Annotated in this window: 1 protein-coding gene; it reads left to right on the forward strand. The window is 47.6% G+C overall.

What is annotated here, in order from left to right; all coding sequences use genetic code 11:
- Positions 1-553: ABC transporter substrate-binding protein (locus R7O13_RS29880; RefSeq protein ID WP_318305595.1), on the forward strand; the 553-nt coding region annotated here is incomplete at both ends.

The following is a 553-nucleotide window of genomic DNA, read 5'->3' on the forward strand; positions in this document are numbered from 1 at the left end:
ACCTCGTCTAGCAGAAAGCTGGGAACGTGTTAACGACACAACGGTACGCTTCAAACTGCGTGAAGGCGTGAAGTTCCACTCTGGTAACTCGCTAACAGCGGATGATGTGGTGTGGACATTTGAGCGTCTACAAAGCTCTCCAGACTTTAAAGCGATCTTCGACCCGTACGAGAAAATCGTAAAAGTGGATGACTACACGTTCGATTTGGTTACTAAAGGTCCATACCCACTTGTTCTGCAAACGGCGACGTACATCTTCCCTATGGACAGCAAGTTCTACTCAGGTAAGACAGAAGACGGCAAAGACAAGTCTGAACTAGTGAAGCACGGTAACTCATTTGCATCGACTCACGTTTCCGGTACTGGCCCATTCATCGTGACATCACGTGAACAAGGCGTAAAAGTGGAATTTGAACGCTTCAAAGATTACTGGGATAAAGCGTCGAAAGGTAACGTTGATAAGCTAACGCTAGTACCAATCAAAGAAGACGCGACTCGTGTGGCTGCGCTTCTTTCTGGTGGCGTCGATATGATTCACCCAGTAGCGCCAAAC

The organism is Vibrio sp. Y176, assembly GCF_033438945.1.